18 protein-coding genes are annotated in these 17,482 nt (G+C 32.0%); 15 read left to right on the forward strand and 3 right to left on the reverse strand.

Features of this window, described 5'->3' with window-relative positions:
* Positions 1-74 precede the first annotated feature (74 nt).
* Positions 75-680 carry a DUF4254 domain-containing protein gene (locus SD960_RS05505; RefSeq protein WP_318801347.1) on the forward strand — a complete coding sequence of 202 codons (606 nt, stop codon included), beginning with the start codon at positions 75-77 and terminating at the stop codon, positions 678-680.
* A gap of 36 nt (positions 681-716) precedes the next feature.
* A complete protein-coding gene (locus tag SD960_RS05510; RefSeq protein WP_318801348.1) occupies positions 717-1,727 on the forward strand; it encodes a glycosyltransferase family 9 protein in 1,011 nt (336 codons plus the stop codon).
* Between the two features lie 74 nt (positions 1,728-1,801).
* On the opposite strand, the gene SD960_RS05515 is transcribed toward SD960_RS05510, so the two are convergent.
* The 3 genes from SD960_RS05515 to SD960_RS05525 form a co-directional block, all read right to left on the reverse strand.
* Positions 1,802-2,089: a hypothetical protein gene (locus tag SD960_RS05515; RefSeq protein ID WP_318801349.1), complete on the reverse strand. Its 288-nt coding sequence runs from the start codon at positions 2,087-2,089 to the stop codon at positions 1,802-1,804.
* Between the two features lie 315 nt (positions 2,090-2,404).
* Positions 2,405-2,713 (reverse strand): hypothetical protein, encoded by a 309-nt coding sequence (locus SD960_RS05520; protein WP_318801350.1) that lies wholly within the window; start codon positions 2,711-2,713, stop codon positions 2,405-2,407.
* 140 nt (positions 2,714-2,853) lie between these two features.
* Positions 2,854-3,906 (reverse strand): ferredoxin--NADP reductase, encoded by a 1,053-nt coding sequence (locus SD960_RS05525; protein WP_318801351.1) that lies wholly within the window; start codon positions 3,904-3,906, stop codon positions 2,854-2,856.
* Between the two features lie 124 nt (positions 3,907-4,030).
* Between SD960_RS05525 and SD960_RS05530 the strand changes: the two genes are divergently transcribed.
* The 13 genes from SD960_RS05530 to SD960_RS05590 all read left to right on the forward strand — a co-directional run bounded on the left by SD960_RS05530 (position 4,031) and on the right by SD960_RS05590 (position 17,477).
* Entirely contained in the window at positions 4,031-5,491 is a 1,461-nt protein-coding gene (locus SD960_RS05530) for a DUF5687 family protein (protein ID WP_318801352.1), read from the forward strand.
* A 121-nt stretch (positions 5,492-5,612) separates the two neighbouring features.
* Positions 5,613-6,308, forward strand: coding sequence for an ABC transporter ATP-binding protein (locus SD960_RS05535; protein WP_318801353.1), 696 nt, complete (start codon positions 5,613-5,615; stop codon positions 6,306-6,308).
* Between the two features lie 89 nt (positions 6,309-6,397).
* The gene (locus tag SD960_RS05540) at positions 6,398-9,016 is read left to right on the forward strand and encodes a tetratricopeptide repeat protein (RefSeq protein ID WP_318801354.1); all 2,619 of its coding nucleotides are present in this window, start codon (positions 6,398-6,400) and stop codon (positions 9,014-9,016) included.
* A 4-nt stretch (positions 9,017-9,020) separates the two neighbouring features.
* Entirely contained in the window at positions 9,021-9,431 is a 411-nt protein-coding gene (locus SD960_RS05545; protein WP_318801355.1) for a polymer-forming cytoskeletal protein, read from the forward strand.
* Complete coding sequence (locus SD960_RS05550) at positions 9,397-9,624, forward strand: AtpZ/AtpI family protein (RefSeq protein WP_042564874.1); 228 nt, start codon at positions 9,397-9,399, stop codon at positions 9,622-9,624. Before SD960_RS05545 ends, SD960_RS05550 begins: the two co-directional genes overlap by 35 nt.
* Positions 9,625-10,190: 566 nt before the next feature.
* Positions 10,191-11,366, forward strand: a complete 1,176-nt coding sequence (gene atpB, locus SD960_RS05555; RefSeq protein ID WP_318801356.1) for a F0F1 ATP synthase subunit A — start codon at positions 10,191-10,193, stop codon at positions 11,364-11,366.
* Between the two features lie 38 nt (positions 11,367-11,404).
* Complete coding sequence (gene atpE / locus SD960_RS05560) at positions 11,405-11,602, forward strand: ATP synthase F0 subunit C (protein ID WP_008465835.1); 198 nt, start codon at positions 11,405-11,407, stop codon at positions 11,600-11,602.
* 90 nt (positions 11,603-11,692) lie between these two features.
* Positions 11,693-12,193, forward strand: coding sequence for a F0F1 ATP synthase subunit B (locus tag SD960_RS05565; RefSeq protein ID WP_318801359.1), 501 nt, complete (start codon positions 11,693-11,695; stop codon positions 12,191-12,193).
* Positions 12,194-12,197: 4 nt separating this feature from the next.
* The gene (gene atpH, locus SD960_RS05570; protein ID WP_318801360.1) at positions 12,198-12,731 is read left to right on the forward strand and encodes an ATP synthase F1 subunit delta; all 534 of its coding nucleotides are present in this window, start codon (positions 12,198-12,200) and stop codon (positions 12,729-12,731) included.
* Between the two features lie 38 nt (positions 12,732-12,769).
* A complete protein-coding gene (gene atpA / locus SD960_RS05575) occupies positions 12,770-14,347 on the forward strand; it encodes a F0F1 ATP synthase subunit alpha (RefSeq protein ID WP_318801361.1) in 1,578 nt (525 codons plus the stop codon).
* Between the two features lie 82 nt (positions 14,348-14,429).
* A complete protein-coding gene (gene atpG, locus SD960_RS05580) occupies positions 14,430-15,290 on the forward strand; it encodes an ATP synthase F1 subunit gamma (RefSeq protein WP_318801362.1) in 861 nt (286 codons plus the stop codon).
* A gap of 388 nt (positions 15,291-15,678) precedes the next feature.
* Positions 15,679-16,356 carry a hypothetical protein gene (locus tag SD960_RS05585; RefSeq protein ID WP_318801363.1) on the forward strand — a complete coding sequence of 226 codons (678 nt, stop codon included), beginning with the start codon at positions 15,679-15,681 and terminating at the stop codon, positions 16,354-16,356.
* Positions 16,356-17,477, forward strand: a complete 1,122-nt coding sequence (locus SD960_RS05590; protein WP_318801364.1) for a hypothetical protein — start codon at positions 16,356-16,358, stop codon at positions 17,475-17,477. The genes SD960_RS05585 and SD960_RS05590 overlap by 1 nt, the downstream gene beginning before the upstream one ends.
* Positions 17,478-17,482 lie beyond the last annotated feature (5 nt).

A 17,482-nucleotide genomic window follows, 5' to 3' on the forward strand; every position in this document is an offset into this window, starting at 1 on the left:
AAATGAAAAAACCAACGTTTTTTTCACAGCATAAAAGTATAAAAAGTATCTTTGCTTCTCTAATAATTAAAGACATGTTTTCAAAATTAGCATATTCTGTTTTCGAACAAAGCATCAAAGATTATCATCAGTTTGATAACGTTGATCAACCTATAAACAATCCATATTCTAAGGATAAATTTGAGCATTTATTATATTTAAAAAACTGGATTGACACTGTTCAATGGCATTTTGAAGATATTATTCGTGATCCGCAAATTGATCCGGTTGCAGCATTAACTTTAAAAAGAAAAATTGATGCTTCAAATCAGGAACGTACAGATATGGTGGAATATATAGACAGTTATTTTTTGCAAAAATATAGTGATGTAAAAGCAAAAGATGGTGCAAAAATCAATTCTGAAAGTCCGGCTTGGGCTTTTGACAGATTGTCTATTTTGGCTTTAAAAATTTATCACATGAATGAAGAAGCTACTCGTGCTGAGGCTTCACAAGAACACAGAGATAAATGCCAGGAAAAATTAAACGTTCTTTTAGAGCAAAGAAGTGATTTGTCTACAGCAATTGATGATTTGTTGACAGACATCGAAAATGGCGATAAATTCATGAAAGTGTACAAACAAATGAAAATGTACAACGACGATGAATTAAATCCTGTTTTATATCAAAATAAAAAATAATTGGCAAAATTGTCCAATATTAAGCATATAGCCGTCATGAGACTTTCCGCAATGGGAGATGTCGCCATGACGGTTCCTGTTTTACGCGCTTTTGTAAAACAGTATCCCGAAGTTAAATTAACAGTAATTTCACGTCCGTTTTTTAAACCCTTTTTTGACGGGATTCCAAATCTTGATTTTTTTGCTTTTGATGAAAAAGAACGTCACAAAGGTTTCGCGGGACTTTTACGATTGTTTCAGGATGTCCGGAAATTAAAAATTGATGCTTTTGCAGATCTTCATAATGTATTAAGATCTAAAATTGTGAGTTTGCTTTTCGCTTTAAGCGGAAAAAAAAGAGCCACTGTTGACAAAGGTCGTGAAGGAAAAAAAGAATTAACCAGAGCAGAAAATAAAATTTTCAAACAATTACCTACAATGTTCGAAAGACATGCAAAGGTTTTTGAAGAACTTGGTTTTCCTCTGGATTTATCTAATGCAACTTTTCCTGAAAAGGCAAATTTGAGTGCAGAGATTTTAGAAATTATTGGCGGTCAAAATCAAAAATTAATTGGAATTGCACCTTTTGCACAATATGATTCTAAAGTTTATCCTTTGAATTTAATGACAGAAGTTATTACAACTTTGGCACAAAATCAAAACTATAAAATTTTGCTTTTTGGCGGAGGAAAAAAAGAAATCGAAATATTAGATTCGCTTTCACAATCCTTTGAAAATGTAATAAATATGGCTGGAAAAATTAAATTTCAGCAGGAATTACAATTAATAAGCAATCTTGATGTAATGCTTTCTATGGATTCCGGCAACGCACATATTGCCGCAATGTTGGGCGTTAAAGTTATTACGCTTTGGGGCGCAACGCATCCTTATGCAGGATTTTTGCCGTTTAATCAAAGCCTGGAAAATGCTTTAACTTCAGACAGAAATCAATATCCAAAATTGCCAACATCTGTTTACGGAAATAAAATTGTTGAAGGTTACGAAGATGCGATGAGAACGATTTCTCCGGATAAAATAGTGAACAGGATTCAGTCACAGTTACAGTAAGAATTCCAATAAAAAAATTCCAAATCCCAATTGTACAGTTGGAATTTGGAATTTTTTTATTGGAATTTAATTTATCATAAATCAAGGAAAAGATAACCCATTGCTTTCTTTTTGTTTCTATCGATTACAACGTTAACAAAATGATTTTCTTTTTCTGTAGTTAATAAAATATGTTCAAAATCTTCGGTTGAATTTCGGTAAACTTTATATACCAAATCAGATTCTTTAATTTTATTTGATAAAATTTTAGCTGCTTTTAGTTCACTTACATACGGCCAGATATTAAAAAAACTATCATTTGCAACTGATATCTCAGCCATTTCTTCATTGATTGCTGAATTATATTTTTCTTTTGAAATCATTTTAGGAGCTTTCCTGTTTCTTCTTTTTTTAATTATAAAGTAGACACAAAACAAAGATGTTACAACAAAAAGGAATATAAAAGTTAAACGGAGGTAGTGATGCATTGCCATAATTTAATGTTTTTAAACGTGTTGACAAATAGAAATAGCTTTACACAGAGAAAAATGTATCAGCTTTTGAACTACTAATATACTAAAATTTTAGCTCATTTTTTAAAAAATACTTAAAATGTAATATGCTTTTTTATCAATTAAATACAGCGGTTTTAATTTTAAGTTGGAATTTGGATTTATTTTTATTGGATTTTTAATTTTTCACAACCAAATTTTCTCATCACGGCATCTTCCATAAATATAATTTTTAAGATTTGAAATTGTAGTTTGATAGTCAGGAGCTTCAAAACCAAATCGTTCATGTTCCATTTGTGCTTTTTCAATTTCGTTACAGCCTTTTATAACTTCGCGAAGCATATATAGCATTGCCAGTTCTTTATTATTGTTTTTTTGAAATTTAAACTCCACAATTTCATCTTGCAATTCTTCACAATAATCAATAAGTTTTACAACTTCTGCCTCTTCCAAAAGATATTCTTTGTTTTTAAAAATTTCGCGTACTGATTTCATAATAACTAATATTAAATTCCAATTTTTTAAAATTCCAAATCCCAATTTGACAAAGATTGCTAATAATTACAAACAAAAAAAATTCCAAATCCCAATTTTAAGCTTGGAATTTGGAATTTTTTATTTAAAATTTTAACTACCTAAACATCATCATAATCTACATAAATAGATTCCGAAGTTGGGTGCGCCTGACAAGTTAAAATTAAGCCTGAAGCAATTTCCTTATCGGTTAAAATAGAATTTTTAGTCATTTCGGCAGTTCCGGATGTTACACGCGCTAAACAGCTGCTGCAAATTCCGCCCTGACAAGAATACGGAGCGTCGATTCCTTGTTTTAAAGCTGCGTCAAGAATGGTTTGTTTTTGAGACATTTCAAAAGAAACTTCATCATCATCAACCAAAACAGTGATTTTTGTATGTCCTTCTAGCGAAGTTTTTATTTCATGTTCCTGAGATGAAGAAGTAAAAAGTTCAAACTTAATAGCAGAATCTTTTACGTTTTTCTCTTTCAAAATTGCCGAAACGGTATTGATCATTTCTTCCGGACCGCACAAGTAGAATTTATCAAATTCAAGTTCTTTGTGTTTGTTGTTCAAAACAAAATTTACTGCCGATTTTTCGATTCTGCCAAACAATGCGTTTTCAGCTTTAGCCTGACTAAATACAAAATGAACAAAAAAGCGTCCTACATATTGCAATTGCAAGTCGTGCAATTCCTGGTAAAAGATGGCGTCTTCTGGAGTTCTATTTCCGTAAACTAATACAAATGAGCTTTTTGGCTCGCTTTTTAATATCGATTTTATGATAGAAAGTACAGGAGTAATTCCGCTTCCGGCAACAAAAGCTGCGTAATTTTTTTGTCTTTCGGCATCTGGCTCAAAAGTAAATTTTCCTTCCGGTTGTCCCACTTCAAGAACGTCTCCTGCTTTTAATTTAGTATTGGCAAATTGCGAAAACAAACCGTTTTTTACTGCTTTTACTGCAATTCTCAATTCACCGCTTTCTGGAGCTGAGCAAATAGAATAAGCACGGCGAATTTCCTGATTATCAAGAGTTAATTTTAAGTTTACGTATTGTCCGGCAATAAATTTATAATCTGGTTTTAGTTCTTCCGGAACATTAAAAAGTATCGAAACCGCATCGGCAGTTTCACGTTTTACCTCTTTAATTATAAGTTTTAAGAATGAAGGCATGGTTTAATTTTTATGCAAAAGTAGCAAACGGCGTTTAATTGATAGATACGAATTTATTATTTTTAACTTTTTTTGTAATGTTTTCTTACATTTGAGCTCTTACTATAAACTCAAAACCAAAACCATGATTAGAAAGTTCATTTATCTGGAATGGAAGGCCTTTACAAGATCTGCCTCTTTTGGAGCAAATTTGGCCATGAAAATTTTAATAGGCTTTTTGATGGTCTATTTCTCGGTCATCTTTATCGCAATGGGCGTTGGTACTTTTTACCTGCTCAAAGAAATGAATTTCGAACCCTTATTAACAGTCAATAGATTTTTGATTTATTATTTTTTATTCGATTTGGTCATTCGTTTGTTAATGCAGGCAATTCCTGTTCTTAATATAAAACCGTTATTGGTTTTACCTTTTAATAAATCTACAATCGTTCATTTTTCATTGGGCAAAACTGCTTTGTCCTTTTTCAATTGGGTTCATGCACTTTTCTTTGTTCCGTTTGCAATTGTATTAATAATAGAAGGTTATGATATCATTGGAATTACGTTTTGGCTTTTGGCAATTTTTTCTTTAGTATATATCAACAATTTTTTAAATATTATTTTAAGTAATATCGATAAATTATTTGTTGTTTTTATTGCACTTGCCTTGGTTTTAGGAATAGCCCAATATTATGAATTATTTGACATTACTGTTTTTACAACACCATTTTTTCAGGGACTTTACAGCAAAAAAGGATTGTTTTTAATTCCGGTTTTAATTTTAATTGGGTTGTATCAGTTTACTTTTAAATATTTTAAAAACAATCTGTTTTTAGATGCCGGACTTTCTAAAAAAGAAGACATTGCAACGACTGAGAATTTGGTTTGGCTAAATCAATTTGGAACTTTAGGAACGTTTCTTAAAAATGATATTAAATTAATCCGAAGAAACAAAAGATCAAAAACGACCCTTATTATGAGTTTTTTCTTTTTGTTTTACGGATTGATCTTTTTTGGAAATACGCAGCAGCCGGAAATCATGCATATTTTTGCCGGAATATTTGTTTCGGGCGGTTTTTTATTTGTCTTCGGGCAGTTTGTACCAAGCTGGGACAGTTCGTATTATCAGTTGATGATGACACAAAATATTCCGTATCGCGGATACATTACTTCAAAATGGTGGCTGGTTGTAATTGCCACTTTTATTTCGACAATTTTAGCATCATTTTATCTTTTGTACGGATGGGAAATTTATTTAACCATTGTCGTTGGAGCGATTTATAACATAGGAGTCAATTCGCATTTGGTCCTTCTGGGAGGTGCCTTTACAAAAACTCCAATTGATTTAAGTAGTGCCGGAGGCGCTTTTGGAGACAAAAAAGCATTTAATGTAAGCGCCATGTTGTTGACTTTGCCAAAATTATTATTGCCTTTGGGATTATACGGCATCGGACTTTATTTAGGAAATAAAAATCTCGGATTAGTTTTGGTGGCAGGAGCAGGGATTCTGGGTTTTATTTTTAGGAACTCTGTTTTTTCATTAATCGAAAAAAGATACAAAATTGAAAAATACAGCACGATCCAAGCTTACAAACAAAAGAGTTAATTAGATAATGTGCCAATTTGATAAAATTTATCAAATAAAATTCAATATTAAAAACATACGGGAGATTTTTAAATCTAAAATCATCAATCTAAAATCATCAATCTAAAATCTAAAATTACAAATGATACAAGTAAATCAGCTTTCAAAAATATATAACGGTACAACAGTTTTAAACATTAAGTCTCTTGAAATTCCAAAGGGTCAAAGTTTTGGATTAGTGGGAAATAACGGCGCAGGGAAAACTACTTTTTTTAGTTTACTCCTGGATCTGATTCAACCATCAACAGGAAATATTAAAAGCAATAATATTGAGGTAAATACAAGTGAAAACTGGAAATCATTTACAGGTTCATTTTTAGACGAAAGTTTTTTGATTGGCTATTTAACTCCCGAAGAATATTTTTATTTTATTGGAGATTTACGCCATCAAAATAAAGCCGATATAGACGCTTTGTTAGCGCAATACAAAGAGTTTTTTAATGGAGAAATTCTCAATAACAAAAAATACCTTCGTGATTTGTCTAAGGGAAATCAGAAGAAGGTGGGGATTATTGCCACACTTATAGGAAATCCTGAAGTTGTTGTCCTGGATGAACCGTTTGCAAATTTAGATCCTACAACTGTAAGCCGATTGAAAAAAATTATAAAAGAGCTGGCACAAAATCCAAACGTTACAGTTCTGGTTTCCAGCCATGATTTGCAGCATACAGTAGAAGTTTGCGATCGTATTGTTGCACTTAATGAAGGCGAAATTGTAAAAGATATTCAAACATCAGAAGAAACCTTACAAGAACTCGAATCGTTTTTTGCTGTTTAAAGTACCGATATATCAAAAAGAAGCGTAATTTTACGGGGCATTATACTAAAAATCCTTTTTAGAAGTTAATTGATTTAAAATCTTTTCTATTGAAAAAGAATACTCTTAAATATAGTTCTGCTTTGGCATTTCTGTTTGTTTTGATAGCTTGTTCTACCAAAAAGAACACTTTTTTGTCCAGAAATTCTCACGCTTTAAGTACAAAATATAATATTTTGTACAATGGCGGTATTGGTTTAGACAAAGGTTTAAAATCTATTCAGGCAGATAATAAGGATAATTTTTGGAAGATGCTTCCTATTGAAAAAATGCAGGTTGATGAAAACTTTTCTGAAGAAGGAAAAGCAAAAAATGCAGATTTTGAAAAAGCAGAAACCAAAGCAACAAAAGCCATTCAGAAACATTCTATGAATATTGGGGGAAGAGAAAAAAACTCCCAAATTGATGAGGCTTATTTAATGTTAGGAAAAGCCAGATACTACGATCAGCGCTTTATTCCCGCCTTGGAAGCATTCAATTATATTTTATATAAATACCCAAACAGCAGTAATATTTATACAGCAAAAATCTGGCGCGAAAAAACCAATATGCGTTTAGGTAATGACGCTATTGTAATAAAAAACATCAATCTTTTATTAAAAAATACGGATTTAAATAAGCAAACATTTTCAGATGCAAATGCATTATTAGCAGAAGCTTTTTTAAATTTAGAAGAAAGAGATAGTGCTGTGACGAAGCTTAAAATTGCAGAAGAATTTTCGAGAATAAACGAAGACAAAGCGCGCTATCGTTTTATTCTTGGACAGATGTATCAGGAAATTGGAAAAAAAGACAGCGCCAATTATTTTTATGATGGTGTAATCGATATGAACCGCAAAGCCGACAGAAAATATATGATGCATGCGTATGCTAAGAAAGCACAGATGTATGATTATGAAAATGGCAATGACACCATATTTTTAAAAACCTATAATGATTTAGTTGAGGATCGTGAAAACAGACCTTACTATGATGTCCTTTTTTATGAAATGGGGGTTTTTTATGATAAAAAGAAACAGCAGGAAAATGCTTTGCAATTCTATAATAAATCATTAGCAAGAAAATCGCAAGATTCATATTTAGTGGCTTCGACTTATAGAAATATAGGAGATATGTATTTTAAAAATACAGATTATACAATGGCTGCCAAATATTATGACAGTACATTGGTAAAATTAGATCTGAAAACGAGAGAATATGCTTTTATTCAAAAAAACCGAAAAAATCTGGATGACGTCATTAAATATGAAGCAATTGCCAAAAGAAATGACAGTATTATAAAAGTTCATGATTTACCGGCACCGGATCGAAAAATTTATTTTGAAAATTACATCGCTGAATTAAAAAAGAAAGATGAAGCCAAACGTATTTTAGAAGAAAAAGAAAAAGAAAGACTAGCAAATATAGAACGTAATTCAAATTCTGGCGGCGGCGGGCCAACAGCTATAAATCCTGCATCAATAGGAAAACCTTCAGATCCAAATGTGGGAGCTATTATGCCGCCTGATGGAAATTCGCCGGTAAGTACTTTCTATTTTTATAATCCTACAACAGTTGCCTACGGTAAATTGCAATTTAAAAAAATGTGGGGCAGCCGAACTTTAGGAACAAACTGGAGATTGGCAGCTGTAAAATCTGCAAATAATGTTGCATTAAACGATACTTTAAATAACAATCCAGATGCGATGAACGCATTAAAAGATACCATTGTTATTGAAAAGTACACCACAGAATTTTACGAAAAGCAGCTTCCAACATCTCAAATTGTAATGGATAGCATTGGTAAAGAACGAAATTTTGCTTACTACCAGTTAGGACTCATTTATAAAGAAAAATTTAAAGAATATAATTTAGCAAGCGATAAGCTGGAACAATTATTAAAAAATAATCCTGAAGAAAAATTGGTTTTGCCATCGATGTATAATTTGTATAAAATCTATCAAATTACAAATCCTGCTAAAGCCGAAGCAATAAAAGCAAAAATTACTGGAACTTATCCAAATTCGAGATATGCTCAAATTTTGAATAAGACAAGTGAAGAAGATTTAGTTACGCCTGACAAAGAATACAAGAAATGGTATAAGCTGTTTGAAGAAGAACAATATTATGTGGTTTTAGATAATATTGATAATTTAATAAATCAATATTCAGGTGATGAAATTGTTTCTAAATATGAATTACTGAAAGCAAACACTTTAGGGAAAACAAACGGTTTAGCAGCTTATAAAAAAGGTCTTGAAGCAGTTGCAGATAATTATCCAAATACCGAAGAAGGAAAAAATGCACGTGAAATTCTGGAGAAACAAATTCCTAGTTTAGAAAAGCTTGATTTTACGACAGTTGACAATAAAAACTGGAAAATTTTATATCAGGTTTCAAGTAATGATTCTAAAACAAGTAAAAAAATTGAAGAAGCAATAAGAGTGTTTTTATTAGTTGAAAATTATGAGAGATTAACAACTTCTGTGGATAAGTACAATAAAACCTACAATTTTGTAGTTATTCATGGAATTAAATCAGAGGCTTATGCAAATGATGTTGTTGGGATCTTAAGAGATGATAAAAAATATAAAATTGCACAGCCAGGAATTATTATCTCGAGTGACAATTATAAAGTTATTCAAATCAAGAAAAACATTGAAACGTATTTAGCCCCCAAAAATCCATAATAAAATGTTTGACAAAGTAAAAAAAAACGGAACTGAGCAATTAGGTAAAACAAACAGAATTGTTGAAGGAACTTCTATAATAGGAGATATTGTTTCCAAAGCCGATTTCAGGTTAGATGGAGAGTTAATAGGTAACTTTACATCACAAGGAAAATTAGTGATTGGATCCAGCGGTGTTATTAAAGGAGAAATTATTTGTAACAATGCCGATATTGAAGGAGAATTTCATGGCAAGATAAAAGTTCTGGAAATCCTTAATATAAAAGCATCAGCACATATTCATGGAGAAGTTGCTGTTGGAAAATTGTCTATTGAGCCAGGAGCCGAATTTGCAGCTACTTGTACAATGTTGAAAAACAATAACGAAGTAACAAATAAAGATGGAAAAGGAGCCCAACAAAAACAGGCGGAATAAATGGTTGCCGCTAATAAATATTCCCGTTCAAATGGGAATTATTATTTTTTTGTTTTCCTATTTTGGTACTTGGTTAGATGAAAATCATCCAAGTCCCAAAGTTTATTATAATACAATTTTTGTAATGCTTGGCGTTGGACTAGCCTTATATAATGTTATCCGGCAAGTAAACGACATTAATAAAACAAAGTAAATTACGTTTAAAGTGCTTTAAATAAATGTTGCATCTTTGCAAAAAAATTATTTCAAATGCTTTTAAAAATTTACAAACCTATTTTACAATTGTTCTTTTTAGCTTTGGCAGCATATGTTTTGCATAAAGCAGCTTTTTTACTTTTAAAAGTTAACCCCCAAAACTTTTATTATAGTATAGAATTTTTGTATTTAATTTTTTTCGGAATTTCCGCATTGTTATACCTTATATTATTAATAGTAAAAAAGAAGAATTTTGAAATTGTTGGAATGGTTTTCCTTTTCGGAACCTTTACGCAAATGTTATTAGGATATTTAATTTTGAGACCTGTTTTGGAAAGCAAATCGGAAGAGGTCATGATTGAGAAAATCAATTTTTTTTTAACATTTATTTTATTTTTGTTATTTGAGACGCTTTTAACTGTCCGATTATTAAATGAAAAGCGTTAAAATAACGATTCTGTAAAACAAGGTTTAAAAATAATTTTTCATATCCTTTTGAATATTAATAAAAAATGTACCTTTGCACCAAATTTCAGAAACGTAAAAATAAGATTTTTAACAGATATGGTGATTTCAAACAGACCGCTTAAATTTATTCTTGCAGCTTTAGTAGCTTGTCTTCCAGTATCGGGTTTTGCAAACTCAGAGAATGACACAACGCATGTACAAACTGAGGTAGCTCATGAAGAGAAAGTTGTTTCACATGATAATCATGCAGAAGCAGAACATGTAGCACAGGATCCAAAAGCAAAAGTTGATGCTTTTATTGATCACCACTTACAAGACTCCCATGATTTTGTTTTCTTTTCAGATGATAAAGAAAATAAGCATTATGGTTTCCCATTACCAGTTATTCTTATTGACGGAGGTTTGAAAATTTTCTCGTCTTCAAAATTACACCATGGAGAAGAAGTTGCAGAAGTTGATGGAAACTTCTACAAACTTGTTCACGGTAAAATATACAAAACAGATGCTGCCGGAACCATTACTTTTAATGAGCACGGGCATCCTGAAAATGAAAAAGCGTTAGATTTTTCTATTACAAAAAATGTTGTGTCAATGCTTTTTGTTGCAGTACTATTATTCTTCATGTTTACCGGTTTAGCAAAATCATATAAAAAAGGACCAATCCCAACAGGATTTGGAAGAGTTTTAGAACCGCTAATTATTTTTATCAGAGACGAAATCGCTGTTCCAAATATTGGTGAGAAAAAATACAGAAAATATATGGGTTACTTATTAACCGTATTTTTCTTTGTATGGGTGTTAAACTTATTAGGTATGACTCCACTAGGAATTAACGTTACAGGAAATATTGCAATCACAGTTTGTTTGGCAATGTTTACTTTCATCATTACACAATTTAGTGCAAACAAAGATTATTGGGGACACATCTTCTGGATGCCGGGAGTTCCTGTACCAATGAAAATTATCCTTGCGCCAATCGAGGTGTTAGGAACATTAACAAAACCATTTGCATTATTAATTCGTTTGTATGCAAATATCACTGCGGGTCACGTAGTAATTATGAGTTTAATTGCAATGATTTTTGTTGGAAAAAATTTAGCTGCAGATTTGCCAATTTCTTTAGGATTAACATTATTTATTTCTGTTATCGAAGTTTTAGTTGCATTTTTACAGGCATTCATTTTCACCATGTTATCATCACTATTTATAGGTATGGCTGTTCAGGATCATGATCACGCACATCACCATGAAGATGAAACAGCAATCATTTAATTTTTTTTAGAAGTTTAATTTTATATATATAAATACTTATGGGAACAATTCCAACTTTAGTAGGTGCAGGTTTAGTAGTAATCGGTGCAGGTTTAGGTTTAGGTAAAATCGGTGGATCTGCTATGGACGCGATTGCTCGTCAGCCAGAAGCTGCTGGTAAAATTCAAACTGCGATGATTATTATCGCGGCTTTATTAGAAGGTTTAGCATTTGCTGCTTTAATCTTAGGAAAATAATAAAGAAGAAAATAACAACATCTTTAACGGTTGGTTAAAGGTGTTGTTACCTTTTAAAAAAAGAAATTAAATATTTTAATATAGTATAAAATGGATAAGTTAATTAACGATTTTTCATTCGGTTTATTCTTTTGGCAAGCTTTAATCTTGTTGGTTTTAATTTTACTTTTAGTAAAATTTGCCTGGAAACCTATCATGCAATCTATTACAGATAGAGAAGAAGGGATTAAAGATGCATTACTTTCTGCTGAAAATGCAAAGAGAGATATGGAAAACTTGCAAGCTGATAATCAAAGAATCTTGAATGAAGCTCGTGCTGAACGTGACGCGATGTTGAAAGAAGCTCGTGAAATGAAAGAGAAAATGATAGCTGATTCTAAAAACGAAGCGCAAGAGGCTGGTCAAAAAATGATCGAGCAGGCAAAAGCTGCTATCGAAAACGAAAAAAATGCTGCAATGGCAGAATTGAAATTACAAGTTTCAACGCTATCATTAAGCATTGCTGAAAAATTATTGAAAGATGAATTATCTAACAAAGAATCTCAAACTAAATTAGTGGAGAAAATGTTAGGTGACGTAAAGTTAAACTAAGATTATGGCAAGTACAAGAGCAGCAATTCGTTATGCAAAAGCAATTCTAGACTTAGCAAACTCTAAAGGTGTTGCCGAAGCTGTCAATAACGACATGAAGACAATTGCATCAGCAATTGAAACAAATGAAGAATTGAGTACATTTATTCAAAACCCAACTACAAAAGTTGAAGTGAAAGAAAGTGCTCTTTTAGAAGTTTTTGCAAATGTAAATGGAGTTACCAAAGGTTTATTTCATTTATTATTTGAAAACAAAAGATTCGAAATTTTAGAAGCAATTGCTTTAGAATATAAAAAATTATTTGATGAAAACAATGGTGTTGAAGTAGCAACAGTTACAACAGCAATTCCAATGGATGCAGCATTGGAAGCTAAAGTTTTGGCTAAAATTGCGACATTATCAGATAAAAAAATTACAATTGAAAATGTAGTAGATCCCGCAATTATTGGAGGATTTATTTTAAGAATAGGTGATAATCAATATAATGCTTCTGTGGCAAACAGATTGCAAGTATTAAAAAGAGAGTTAAGTAATTAGTTTTATTACACATAAAAGTGTCTAAATTATAAATTAAGATGGCGGAAATCAAACCTGCTGAAATTTCAGCAATATTAAGAAAGCAAGTAGAAGGTTTTGAATCTGGTGCTACGCTAGAAGAGGTAGGAACAGTACTTCAAGTTGGAGACGGTATTGCTCGTATTTACGGGCTATCGAATGTACAATATGGTGAGTTGGTTGAATTTGACAACGGACTTGAAGCTATTGTATTGAACCTTGAAGAAGACAATGTTGGTGTGGTACTTTTAGGACCATCAACAGGAATCAAAGAAGGATCAACAGCAAAAAGAACACAACGTATCGCTTCTCTTAAAGTAGGTGAGCAAATGGTAGGACGTGTAGTAAACACTCTTGGTTTTCCAATTGATGGAAAAGGACCAATTGGTGGAGACTTATACGAAATGCCTTTGGAAAGAAAAGCTCCTGGAGTTATCTTCCGTCAGCCGGTAACTGAGCCATTACAAACAGGAGTAAAAGCAGTAGATGCTATGATCCCGGTTGGTCGTGGACAACGTGAGCTTGTTATTGGTGACCGTCAAACAGGTAAATCAACTGTTTGTATCGATACAATCTTAAATCAAAAAGAATTTTACGATGCAGGAAAACCTGTATTTTGTATATATGTTGCAATTGGGCAAAAAGCTTCAACTGTAGCAGGAATTGCTAAAATGTTAGAAGAAAAAGGTGCAATGGCTTATACAGTTATTGTTGCTGCAAATGCTTCTGACCCAGCTCCAATGCAAGTTTATGCTCCTTTCGCAGGTGCTGCAATTGGAGAATACTTTAGAGATTCAGGTCGTCCGGCACTTATTGTGTATGATGATTTATCTAAACAAGCTGTTGCTTACCGTGAGGTTTCTCTTTTATTAAGAAGACCACCGGGACGTGAGGCATATCCTGGAGACGTTTTCTACTTACACTCTCGTTTATTAGAACGTGCTTGTAAAGTAATTGCTGATGACGGAATTGCTAAAAACATGAACGATTTGCCAGATTCTATCAAGTCTATCGTAAAAGGTGGTGGTTCATTAACTGCTTTGCCAATTATTGAAACTCAGGCTGGTGACGTTTCTGCATATATCCCAACAAACGTAATTTCGATTACAGATGGTCAGATTTTCCTTGATGGAGATTTGTTCAACTCTGGAGTTCGTCCTGCTATTAACGTAGGTATTTCTGTATCTCGTGTAGGAGGTAATGCTCAGATTAAATCAATGAAAAAAGTTTCTGGAACTTTAAAATTAGACCAGGCTCAATTCCGTGAATTGGAAGCTTTCGCTAAATTTGGTTCTGACTTGGATTCTGTTACTTTAAATGTAATTGAAAAAGGAAAAAGAAACGTTGAAATCTTGAAACAAGGTTTAAACGATCCTTATCCTGTTGAAAACCAAGTTGCAATTATTTACGCTGGATCTAAAAACTTATTAAGAAACGTTCCTGTAAATAAAGTAAAAGAATTTGAAGTTGATTTTATTGCTTACTTAAACAGTAAGCATAAAGATACGCTTAATGCGTTGAAGGCTGGTAAATTAGATGACAACATTACTGATGTTATCGAAAAAGCGGCAAAAGAAATTTCAGCAAAATATATCTAAATATTAGTTTATAGTTTTTGGTTTATTGTTTGCGGTTCGCCCAACGATAAACTAAAAACTAAAAACAATAAACATAAAATTAATGGCAAATTTAAAGGAAATCCGTAATAGAATTACTTCCGTTTCATCGACGATGCAAATTACATCGGCAATGAAAATGGTTTCTGCTGCAAAGCTTAAGAAAGCACAAGATGCAATCACTGCAATGCGCCCTTATGCCGAGAAATTAACAGAGCTGTTACAAAATCTTTCTGCTACACTTGATGGTGAAGTAGGTGGTGATTACACAACTCAACGTGAGGTAAAAAAAGTATTGCTTGTTGCTATAACGTCAAACAGAGGTTTATGTGGTGCATTCAATTCAAATGTAATTAAAGAGATTAAAAACCGTACTGAATTTTACGCTGGTAAACAAGTTGACGTTTTTGCTATTGGTAAAAAAGGAAATGACGTTTTAAGTAAAACGCATAAAGTTCACGGTCATCATAATGCAATTTTCGATCATTTAACTTTTGAAAACGTTGCCGGGATTGCTGATAATCTTACTGAAAAATTCTTATCTGGAGAATACGACAGAATTGAATTAATCTACAATCAGTTTAAAAATGCTGCGACTCAAATTGTTCAGACAGAGCAGTTTTTGCCTTTAGCTCCAATTAAATCTGATACTGCAGTTTCAGCAGGAGATTATATTTTCGAACCTTCAAAAGAAGAAATTGTATTGACTTTGATTCCTAAATCATTGAAAACACAACTGTATAAAGGTATTCGTGATTCATTTGCTTCAGAACACGGAGCACGTATGACAGCTATGCATAAAGCAACTGACAATGCAACCGAATTGAGAAATCAATTGAAATTGACTTACAATAAAGCGCGTCAGGCAGCGATTACTAATGAAATCTTAGAGATTGTTGGTGGAGCAGAAGCTTTGAACGGATAATTTTATTTTAAGAATATAAAAAGAGGGCCAACATTTGTTGGCCCTCTTTTTTTGTTTAAAGATTCATCCATATTTATTATTTACAACAATAATAAAAATAAGAAATAACCTATAAATATTTTTTTTTGATTTACAATTGAACTGTTTTTTTAATTACATTTGGTGTTTATCTTTATAAGGTAAAAATTACTATACAATCGTATTTTCGAAAAGCAATAATATTTTTTTACATATTTAAATACAAATAAAATGTACCTGATAATAAATTAGTTATGTTTAAATTGTAAAAAAGTATATATTTAGGCTTTTAAATTAGTAACTTTTTAACACTTTCTGCGTATAACATTTAACAACCAAAAAGTTATTAAAAATAGATTCACTATAAACAATGGCAAAAGAAAGTTTTAATTGGAAAAGTCTTTTCATTAATGATGAGGCTAATAATAATTCTGAGGGCAAAACTGCTGCTCAATCATCGACGCCCATTTCACCAGCTCCTGATAACAAATTTCCGAATCAAGTTACAGAATCGTTTCCGACAGGTTCACTGACAAATCCTTTTTTAAACGAAATCGTTGAAGTTTATGATAAAGGTTTTGAGTCATTGAATGAGGCCGGCTTTGATTTTTTCGAACTTTATAAATCTGTTATGGCAGTTGGAGTTACAAATCCGCAAAGTTATCAGATGGCTTTTGCAATGGGCAAATCAATTAGATCTGATTTGACTAAAGAATTTCTTTTACAAAAAGGAAGTTTTTATATTGCAGAAATCGAAAAAGTGTATGCTAAATATGATACGATAGGTAAAACTAAAAAAGCAGATTTAGATAATACCATTACGAAAGAAAAGTATAATTTATCTAAAAGCATTTCTGATTTAGAAGCAAAAATTGTTGAACTTCAAAAAGAATTAGAAGCTAAAAAAATAGAACTTCAAAAAATTGATCCTGTTAATATGGAGCAGCTTTCAGAAATTCAATTAAAAATGGAAGCTAACAACCTTGCAAAACAAAAAATATTATCATCAATCAATACTGTAATAACAGGAATTAATCAATATTTATAATGGACAAATTCGAACAAGAAAGAAGCACACTTTTGACATTGCCAATACTTAAACATTTTGACGAGTCTAAAGGAGAAATTGCTCTAAAATCAGGTGCGCTTAAAAAAGGAGAAAAGTCATTGTTTTTGGCTTTAGCGTTAGGTTTGTTAGGAGTTGGAGGTTATTTAATCTGGACATATATAATTCCGCCATTATTTACAATGTTGGGTCAGGCAATTGCATTATCTGCAACAGGTGTATTTTTGGTTTTTTTAGTTATGATGGCTCCGGTTATTATGAAGGCACTTCGTTTTGCAACAAAAAACATTCATAAAGCCTTAATTCAAAGTAATCCTTTTAATGAATTAGAAGAGCAAAAACAAAAAATGATCAAAAATCGTGAAGTTTTTAAGAACACTAAAGCAAAGCTTAAAGGACTTAAAAATGAGATGGAAATAGAAGCCAGTAAATCTGAAAAAGAGGCAAAAGCATTTCAGGAAGATGTTTTGAGTTTACAGCGTCAATCTGAAAAACTTAAATCAGCTATGGATGAAATGGTGAAACAAAATGGAATTGCTGCCAAAGATACAGATGAGTATGTAGCCCTGCAAAGTGAGCTTGCCAGAAAGCTGAGTGATTCTCAAAGAGTTTCGACACAATACGAACAAAGCAAAAGTTTTATTCAAAAATATGGTGTTCGTGCCAACGTTTTAGGAAAAATGGATCGTAAACTGACTTTGGCAGGAACAGCTATCGATATCAAAATTGCTGATTTTGATGTTACAGTAAAAATGCTTCAAAAAGAATATGAATTTGCAAAGAATGCTAAAGAAGCAACAGAAAGTGCAAAAAGCGCAATGTTGTTTACTAAAGACTGGGAATTAGAATATGCACTGGAAGTTGTGACATCTACAATTGCTCAGGATATCGCTAAAACTTCAGAAAACCTTATTGATATCGATGCGCTGACATCGAAATATTCTGTTGATAATGATGAGCTTTATTCAAGATTAGATTCATTAGCAGATGAAATTAAAACAGGAGATAATACAATTCCGGATTCAACAAAATATACAAGTCCAAACTATAAAATGACCAAAGAAGATAAATTATCCGGCGGAGGTTTTGGCGATATTTTTTAATACAA

Origin of the sequence: Flavobacterium sp. MMLR14_040 (assembly GCF_033657265.1) — a bacterium.
GTDB lineage: Bacteria > Bacteroidota > Bacteroidia > Flavobacteriales > Flavobacteriaceae > Flavobacterium.

Coding starts and splice junctions, on each gene's coding strand:
- SD960_RS05520 (WP_318801350.1), bottom strand. CDS start 2,713: ATGAAATCAGTACGCGAAATTTTTAAAAACAAAGAATATCTTTTGGAA.
- atpE (WP_008465835.1), top strand. CDS start 11,405: ATGGGAACAATTCCAACTTTAGTAGGTGCAGGTTTAGTAGTAATCGGT.
- SD960_RS05565 (WP_318801359.1), top strand. CDS start 11,693: ATGGATAAGTTAATTAACGATTTTTCATTCGGTTTATTCTTTTGGCAA.
- SD960_RS05550 (WP_042564874.1), top strand. CDS start 9,397: ATGGAAAAGGAGCCCAACAAAAACAGGCGGAATAAATGGTTGCCGCTA.
- atpA (WP_318801361.1), top strand. CDS start 12,770: ATGGCGGAAATCAAACCTGCTGAAATTTCAGCAATATTAAGAAAGCAA.
- SD960_RS05530 (WP_318801352.1), top strand. CDS start 4,031: ATGATTAGAAAGTTCATTTATCTGGAATGGAAGGCCTTTACAAGATCT.
- atpH (WP_318801360.1), top strand. CDS start 12,198: ATGGCAAGTACAAGAGCAGCAATTCGTTATGCAAAAGCAATTCTAGAC.
- SD960_RS05515 (WP_318801349.1), bottom strand. CDS start 2,089: ATGATTTCAAAAGAAAAATATAATTCAGCAATCAATGAAGAAATGGCT.
- atpB (WP_318801356.1), top strand. CDS start 10,191: ATGGTGATTTCAAACAGACCGCTTAAATTTATTCTTGCAGCTTTAGTA.
- SD960_RS05505 (WP_318801347.1), top strand. CDS start 75: ATGTTTTCAAAATTAGCATATTCTGTTTTCGAACAAAGCATCAAAGAT.
- SD960_RS05545 (WP_318801355.1), top strand. CDS start 9,021: ATGTTTGACAAAGTAAAAAAAAACGGAACTGAGCAATTAGGTAAAACA.
- atpG (WP_318801362.1), top strand. CDS start 14,430: ATGGCAAATTTAAAGGAAATCCGTAATAGAATTACTTCCGTTTCATCG.
- SD960_RS05535 (WP_318801353.1), top strand. CDS start 5,613: ATGATACAAGTAAATCAGCTTTCAAAAATATATAACGGTACAACAGTT.
- SD960_RS05585 (WP_318801363.1), top strand. CDS start 15,679: ATGGCAAAAGAAAGTTTTAATTGGAAAAGTCTTTTCATTAATGATGAG.
- SD960_RS05510 (WP_318801348.1), top strand. CDS start 717: ATGAGACTTTCCGCAATGGGAGATGTCGCCATGACGGTTCCTGTTTTA.
- SD960_RS05525 (WP_318801351.1), bottom strand. CDS start 3,906: ATGCCTTCATTCTTAAAACTTATAATTAAAGAGGTAAAACGTGAAACT.
- SD960_RS05590 (WP_318801364.1), top strand. CDS start 16,356: ATGGACAAATTCGAACAAGAAAGAAGCACACTTTTGACATTGCCAATA.